This is a genomic window from Streptomyces sp. NPDC001156 (genome assembly GCF_053598275.1).
In genome coordinates, this window is sequence record NZ_JBSFJX010000015.1 from 106,438 (window position 1) to 113,962 (window position 7,525).

4 protein-coding genes and 1 pseudogene are annotated in these 7,525 nt (G+C 68.5%); 3 read left to right on the forward strand and 2 right to left on the reverse strand.

The genetic code is table 11. The features are described 5' to 3' along the window. Positions 1-281: 281 nt before the first annotated feature. Positions 282-620, reverse strand: coding sequence for a hypothetical protein (locus ACWDA7_RS11135; protein ID WP_450603838.1), 339 nt, complete (start codon positions 618-620; stop codon positions 282-284). Between the two features lie 352 nt (positions 621-972). Here ACWDA7_RS11135 and ACWDA7_RS11140 point away from each other — a divergent pair, with 352 nt between their 5' ends. Continuing rightward, positions 973-5,040 carry a S8 family serine peptidase gene (locus ACWDA7_RS11140; RefSeq protein WP_450603839.1) on the forward strand — a complete coding sequence of 1,356 codons (4,068 nt, stop codon included), beginning with the start codon at positions 973-975 and terminating at the stop codon, positions 5,038-5,040. A 469-nt stretch (positions 5,041-5,509) separates the two neighbouring features. Here ACWDA7_RS11140 and ACWDA7_RS11145 read toward each other — a convergent pair whose 3' ends face one another. Next, on the reverse strand, positions 5,510-5,767 hold the full coding sequence (locus tag ACWDA7_RS11145; protein WP_450603840.1) for a hypothetical protein: 258 nt from the start codon (positions 5,765-5,767) through the stop codon (positions 5,510-5,512). Between the two features lie 522 nt (positions 5,768-6,289). Here ACWDA7_RS11145 and ACWDA7_RS11150 point away from each other — a divergent pair. Both ACWDA7_RS11150 and wrbA read left to right on the forward strand, forming a co-directional pair. Continuing rightward, positions 6,290-6,460, forward strand: a pseudogene (locus ACWDA7_RS11150) (SpoIIE family protein phosphatase); the annotation flags it as partial. A gap of 257 nt (positions 6,461-6,717) precedes the next feature. Next, a complete protein-coding gene (gene wrbA, locus ACWDA7_RS11155) occupies positions 6,718-7,332 on the forward strand; it encodes an NAD(P)H:quinone oxidoreductase (RefSeq protein WP_450603841.1) in 615 nt (204 codons plus the stop codon). Positions 7,333-7,525: the final 193 nt, after the last annotated feature.

Genomic DNA, 7,525 nt, shown 5'->3' on the forward strand with positions numbered 1-7,525 from the left:
GGGCGACAGGACCCTGTCGCCGACGACCAGGACTGACGGGGAACACGCTTGGTTGTACGCGCGGGACTTGGCAGTCCGACTCCGGCCTACTGTCCCTCTCCGCCTTTCATGTGCCGGACCAGTGTGGCGCGGCCGCTCCACTGAGGTCAGGTGGCTTGGGGTGTCGCTCTCTCGCGAAAGGAGGACCGCTCGGTCGGGCCTGACGGCCAAGACCTCGCGTCCGAGAGCAGCCCATGGCCGGTGGCAGTTCGCCCGATAACGAAGGCGCAGCGGGCTGAGAATCACCGAAGCCGACCCTTGCCTGCTGATCGCCGCTCTTCCAGCACGCCCAGAATCCGGTGGTAGTCGGGCGTCACACGGTCACTGGCAGTGGACTCGGCCGCGGAGGCGGCCAGGGCCTCGACCAACCCCTCCCGCGCGATCGCCCCCCGCTCCAGCTCGATCTCCGCGGCCTCCAACGCCTCAGCCAACCATGCGACTTCCTCCCGCAGGCGCTCCACCCGCACACGGGCAGCCGTCTCCCGCTCCTCCTGCATTCCCTGCATCGACGCCACCGCGCACCCCTCGACCATGAAGCGAACACAAGACGCCGCATCCTCCTTCACTTCGAGCGAAACCATGCCTGACCAGCAAGAGTCAAACGATCACGTTCGGGTGGGAGACGGCTTCTAACAGAAGTCGAGCCGATCACCTGGCGGATCCCTGCCGTATGGCGGGAGTCCGCCTTCCGAAGTTCTTGCGGCGCGAGCCCTTCTTCCGGAACCGTGCGATCCACATCTCTCGGGCTGCCCCGCCTTGCTCCGCGGCGCACTGGTTCGACCTGCAGGAGGTTCCTCAATGAATCGTGTCCATAGACCGGGAAGGCGGCTCAGTACCGTCCTTCTCGCGGTCATGGCGACCAGTGCTGCGATGCTCCCTTCGACGTCTGCGGTGGCTGCCGCCGCGCTTGCGTCCCCTTCCCCGGCTTCGGGCTTGAGCGGGTCTTCCGCCACCCATGAGCCCGCCGTCAAGACGCCACTGGGCAAGGGCCTGCCGGTTCAGCAGCCCAAACAGCGCACCGGCCAGGTGCCGGGCCAGGTCGTGGTGACCCTGTCCGCAGGCACGTCGGTCACCGGGAAGCCGCTGACCGGCCACCGGTTGTCGACGTTGGCTCCGCAGACGGACAAAGCGGCTGTGAACTCCGCCCTTCGTGCGGTCGGCGCCAAGACGATGCGCTCCGTCATCCCGGCGCTGTCCCAGTCCTCTGGAACTGCGCTCCGCAAGAACGCCGCCTCGCAGCCGGCCGCGGACTCCGCTCTGTCGCGCACCTACGTGCTCCAGACGGCGGAGCGTGACTCCGCGGCGGTGGCGAAGAAACTGCGCAAGACGCCTGGCGTTGCGTACGCGGAACCGGACCGCTACGTCAACACGCTGGACGTGCCGGGCCAGCAGCTGCCCGCGTCCGTGGTCAAGGCCGCCGCACGGGCGGCGGCAGCGCAGGCTCATGCGAAGCCGTCGGATACGGCACGTGCCACCACCGGCTCCGATGGGATTCCCAGCAACTACGGACTGGCGGATTCCGCTCAGGCGCTGCTCAACGCCGGCGGGGTCGACGCGACGGGCGCCTTCGCGACGCTGAAGGACAAGTTCGGGCAGGAGCCCGGGGACGGCGAGATCATCACCAACGTCTCCATCGGAGACCTGGTGGACCAGTCGATGGTGAACGACAGCAACCCGGCAGCTGTCAAAAGCGGAGCCACCACCATCCTGCAGGATGGTCAGCGCTACCTCGACCTGCCGTCGATGCCGCTCATCCCGACCTATGTGTCCGATGGGCAGGGCGGCCTCAGCGGCTCCGCCTCGGTTCAGGGTCAGGACCCCGCACTGGACGAGGTCCTGCTGGACTTCAGCGTCATGAGCCCGCTGCCGCACGACCTGCAGCGGCCTGACCGGGTCGGGAGCGGCTACACCGACCTGCTCGGCATCGCGCCTGGTGCCAAGTACCGTCTCGTCGTCCCGCAGACCCCGACGACCGATCAAATAGCATCGGCGCTCATGGCGGCGGCCAACCAGTCGCCCCGCCCCAACGTGATCACCGCCAGTCTCGGCATCGGCACTGACACCCTGGGCTTCGCCGGGCGCTACCTGGAGGACGACCCGGTCGTCCGCGCCACCGTCCAGCACATCGTCAAGCAAGACGGCATCGTGGTGGTCATCTCCTCCAACGACGGCACCCGCCTGTTCACCAAGGCGGCGGTGGGCCCGGACGGCGGCAGCACACCGACCGACCTGGCTGCCGACGATGCCGCGGCCACGAACATCGACGACGTCGCGGTGTCGTCGGTGCCGTCCCGGGACCCGGACACCGGCGCCATCGCAGCCGGCGGCACCACCCTGGACGACACACTTGCCGACCCGGCGGGCAGCCCCACCGTGGCGGAGACCCGCATCAGCGGCTTCGGCTCGTTCTCGTCCGGCTTCGGCAGCCGAGTCGACCTCTCCGCACCCAGCGACAACATCCCCGCGTTCGTCCACCCCGTCAAGACGCTGTTCACTCCCGCCGGCGGACCCTCGGACGTGAATGTGAGCCTCAACGGGGGCACGTCCGCGTCCGCTCCGGAGATCGCAGCAGCGGCGGCCGTGGTGCTGCAGGCGTCCCAGCTGGCCGGGCACCACCTGACGCCCGCCGATGTCCGCACCCTGCTGGAGCACACCGGGCGACGCGTCGCCAGCCCGCGGCAGATCGACCAGACCCTGCACGTGGGACCGCAGATCGACGTCACCGCAGCCACCCAGGCGGCTCTCGGCTCCGCGTACCAGGACAAGCCCGCCCTGGTGCGGCTGTCAGTCGCGCACCGGGTGACCCGCGGCAGCCTCGGCGGCATGTTCACGGAGACCACCGACCCGAACCGCATCGACCTCGGTGACGCCGCCTCCGGGGGCAACGGAGAGGGCCTGGTGGGTCCGGTCACCTTCGCGGGCGACGTCACGGGCCTGCCCAGCGACACGGACGCCCAGTACCGGCTCACCGTGGGCTCCACCGTGTGGACGTCCGACACCCCGGCGATCCGGGTGACGCCGACTCAGCTACTCACCGCGGCAGGCCTGCCGGTCGTATCCACCAGCGACCGCAGCCTCGACGTGCACTACGACGTGCTGGTCAAGGGCAACGTGGTCGCGAGTGCCGCCCGTACGATCACCGTCGGTCCCTCCGACGGCACATATGCGGAAGCCCACGGGCCGACGGCGCCCGCGGTCGCCCCGCTGGGACACTCGGTCACCGTGCACTACGACCTGACCGGTGTCAGGGGGACGTCCAACCCTGCCATCGCCGTGTCCGGCGTGGGCCACTGGAACCCCGGACTCGGACCGATCTTCTACCCGGCCTGGACGCAGCCTCTGACCGGCACCTCCGGCAGCGTCACCATTCCGGCCAGCGCCTTCCACGGCGGTGCCGGCCTCTACGGCATCGGCATCATCCAGAGGTCCGGGAACGTCGCCAACAACGTCTACGCCGAGTTCACTCCGATCCGCATCGGCACCGACCGTGCCGAGGACCGCCCGGTGGCGCCGCTGATCACCGAGGCGAGCGGAGTCCCCGGCCACTTCGCCATGGCCGACCGCGCCCACCCGGAGTTCCGTCTCAAGTACGACACCAGCGCCGTCCACGGGGCGGCCGCGGCCGAGGTGGAGTTCTCCGCGCCGGGGCCGACGGGTGGCAACAGGTACAACACGTTCGACAACCCCAATGGATCGCAACTGGACAATGACGGCATCAACACGCCGTCCGTCCTCCACCAGACGCTGTCCGGAACGTCGGGTACGGCCGGCCTGGACATCCTCAAGCTGGGACTGCCCACCTCCGAGCTGTACAACGTGCGCGTGCTGGCCCTGGACAGCCACCACCATGTCATCGGACAGGCGTCGCCGACCGCGGAGTTGGAGGTCGACGACGGTCTCGCTCCGGACGGCGCACAGGTGCTCGACTTCGCCTTCGCCGGCAAGGACTCGCTGGTCTCCCTGCTGGGCCAGGACGGAACGTCCATGGTGCGGCCGTACGACCCGGCAACAGGCACCTACGGCCCGGCCCTGACCACCGACAGCACACCGAAGTCCACCTACGCGGTGACCGGGGTGTCAGCCACCGCTCACCGGGCCCTTGTGGCCCACCAGGCCCAGCCGAACGGCGACGTCGACCTGCAGATCTGGGACACCGCGAACCGGACGATGGTCGCCCAGCAGACGCTCTCCGCCTCGGACTACACCTTCGTGAACGCCAAGGTCGATCCCGTCCGGAACCGGGGTGTCGTCCTGCTCCACCGGGTGTCCGACAACACCGACGTCCTGCTGCCGATCAGTCTGACGACGGGCGCCCCCTCCCCCGTGATTTCGATCCCGGTCTCCGGCGCGGGAGTCACAGACCCAAGCGCCGCCCCCGTCCAGTGGTCGCAACTGGCCATCGACCCCAAGGACGGCACGGTCGTCCTGCTGCCCACCGGTATCTCGTTCTGTTCGGGCAACGTCAACGCGCCTCGCATGGACCTCGACACCGGTACCGCCACGCTGGCCGGGGACACTTCCCGGTGCAGTCACGGCCTCGCGATCGACGATGCGGGCAACCCCTACAACGCGTCGAACACGGGGTGGAGCACCAAGCTGCCCGCCCCCAGCGTGATCACCAAGATCGACCCCAGTGGTGAGCCCGACTCGATGCTCGTCCGCCAGGACCGGAGTGGTTCCGAGCTCACCATCGACGGCGGGCGCGACCTCGCCTTCGAGAAGTTCAACGGACCCGACGGCCTCCACCTCTTCGGGCTTCCGACGCTGGTCTTCGACAACAACGCGATGGGACAGATGGACGTCGTGGACCTCAAGACCGGCGAGCGCGTGAAGACGATCAACGGCACATACGCGTACCCGGACGGCAGCCCGCTGATGACCTTCCCGCTCGGCGCGACCCGGCAATCCCAGGACGGACAGTCCATCCAGCTAGACCCCACCACCCGCACGGGATACACGATCGGCATCAACCGCCAGGAGATCCAGCAGTTCTCCTACTGATGTCGAGCTGACCACCGGCAGCTGACAGGGGGCGAGGAACGGCAGTCCGTTCCTCGCCCCCTGGCGCACCCTGGTTCGGCAGAACAGGGGTTCAAGGACCAGACGCCAACTCCTGAAGTGCTGCTCCTCAAGCGTCTCTGATTGGCTTAGCGAGCCTGAGCGTTGCTCAGCCTTGGGAGCCAATCGCCTTCGTGCCCTGGTACTGAACGACAGGAGCCGCCAGCCCGCGTGGCACGTCCCTCCGGACGCTGGTCGACCGGGCCGCAAGACCCGACCGAGGAGGGTGCCCGACGTCGCCTGGGCGCCGGGCGTGCGCGTAGCACTCTGCCACAGGTCCCGTTCAGAGATCGGAGAACCGCTTTGCGGTAGGTCTTGCGTTCCCGGAATGTCGTCATGGCTGTCGCTCCAGGGCTTCTGGCCGGCGGTGCGGGCGATGATTGAGGGCGGCTGTGCGGCACTCACCGTCTGGTCAGACCTCGTCTCCGGGATCGTGCTCGAAGGACGATTCGCTGGACGCCAGCCAGGACTGTGCTGGCTGCGCGGCATGAGAGGTGTCGATGGTGAGGTGGAGACGGGTCGCCCCTTCGCGGCCGGCTGGGTAGCTGCGCTGCTCAGTCGAGGCGAAACAACAACGCAGTACTTGTGCGACGCGTCGAGCGACCTCCGGCGTTGCCGCGATGATGCGGACCTCGGCGTGCTCTGCGGAGGGCAACGGTTCATGATTCATGGCGTACCTCCTGCGGACGCGTTGAGGACGTACGAGCCGTCACCGAAGGTCTGGAGCAGGAGTCTGCCGCGCGTGCACGTACGCCCCTTCCTGAAGCGTATGCCCGCGCCTGTCGCCGTCGCCGCGGGTGGTCGGCCTCTGGGTCGATGATCCGTCATGGTCAGTGACATTTTGTGCACATTCAGTTTACTGGTGGCGGCGTGCCGCGGCGCCGAGGCAGACGGGGGCAGCGATCTTCTTCGTCGGCGTTTCCGCTGGTGGCAGGCAGGTCGCCGCGCGGTCTGCAAGGGGACCCGAAGCCAGTTCGAACCTGACGGGGGCGCTCCGACGACATGCTGACAGGCCGTCGGCGGGCGCGCACCTCTACTGGAAGCTTCCGACTGCGGCATCCGGCCGGCCTGCCGGTCTGTTTCATGAAGCCGAGCGCGATAGTCGCACGGCGGTCCGTGCATGCCTGCACCCACCTGCTGATGCCATGCATCCAAGGCCTGCGCCTGTGAGACGCCGATGCGCCGACTGCTATTACCGCTCTACACCGACGGCCTGATCGAACGCCGCCGCGAAGACATCGACACCGGCCTCGCCCGGCTCGCCGACTCCTTTGCCCGCCACCGGGCAGCCGACCCCGAAAGCCTCGCCGACGCCGTGCTCAGCGACCTCCTTCCACCCTGTGACGCCACCGACGACACCGCCCCGCTCGCCGACGGCAGGCGGCGCGCCACCGCGCCCGGGGCAGGCCGTGGGGCAGCGCTGTTGTGCGACGACGTTTGCGCTGGTGTCGACGTAGGTGTCGGTCGCGCTCCCCAAGTAGTTGACAAATGAACTAGGTGGTTTAATCTTCATCTATCTCGTGGGCGGTTCACGTGGGGCCGCCTGCGCGAGGCCTCCGCACCACCCGCCCTGGTCGGTCGTCGCGCACGAACGCATTCCCAGAATTGGAGACAACCCGTATGACCACCCCTGTCCGCCTCGCCGTCATCTACTACTCCTCCACCGGCTTCTCGGCAGAGATCGCCAAGGAGATCGCGGAGGCAGCCGAGAAGGCCGGCGCTGAGGTACGCCTGCTGAAGGCCGCCGAACTTGCCCCCGAGGCCGCCATTGCCTCCAACGAGGCCTGGGCCGCCCACGCAGCGGCCAGTGCTGGCGTTCCCGAGGCCACGCCCGCCGACGTCGAATGGGCGGATGCGGTCATCTTCGGCACCCCCACCCGCTTCGGGAACATCTCTTCCCAGCTGAAGCAGTTCATCGACACCCTCGGCGGCCTGTGGGCCCAGGGCAAACTGGCCAACAAGGTCTACAGCGGCTTCGCCACGACCGCCACCGCGCACGGCGGCCAGGAGTCCACGCTCCTCGCCCTGTACAACTCCATCCACCACTTCGGCGGCATCATCGTGTCCCCCGGCTACACCGACCCCGTCAAGTTCGTCGACGGCAACCCCTACGGCACGTCGCACGTCGACGCCCAGGGCAACAACCCGGTCGGCGAGCAGACCCGCAACGCCGCCCGACACCAGGCCGAGCGCGTGGTCCAGCTCGCCGGCGCCCTCAAGGCCGGCCTCGCCTGACCCACCCGGACAGCCGCTACCGCGCGCTCGTTCCCCACACGACCGGGCGGCGAACCGCAGCGCGCTGGTCGATCACCGGGCCGGGCGGGTCGACGTCAATTCACCAAATGCCTCCGAGGACGCCCCGGCCTTCAGGCCGGGGAGGAATCGGACCCCTGCGGAGCAGGGCAGGAAACGGGGTTTCGCCCCCAGG

Excerpts from the sequence above, each read along its gene's own strand:
- ACWDA7_RS11135 (WP_450603838.1), bottom strand. The coding sequence starts at position 620 with ATGGTTTCGCTCGAAGTGAAGGAGGATGCGGCGTCTTGTGTTCGCTTC.
- ACWDA7_RS11145 (WP_450603840.1), bottom strand. The coding sequence starts at position 5,767 with ATGAATCATGAACCGTTGCCCTCCGCAGAGCACGCCGAGGTCCGCATC.
- wrbA (WP_450603841.1), top strand. The coding sequence starts at position 6,718 with ATGACCACCCCTGTCCGCCTCGCCGTCATCTACTACTCCTCCACCGGC.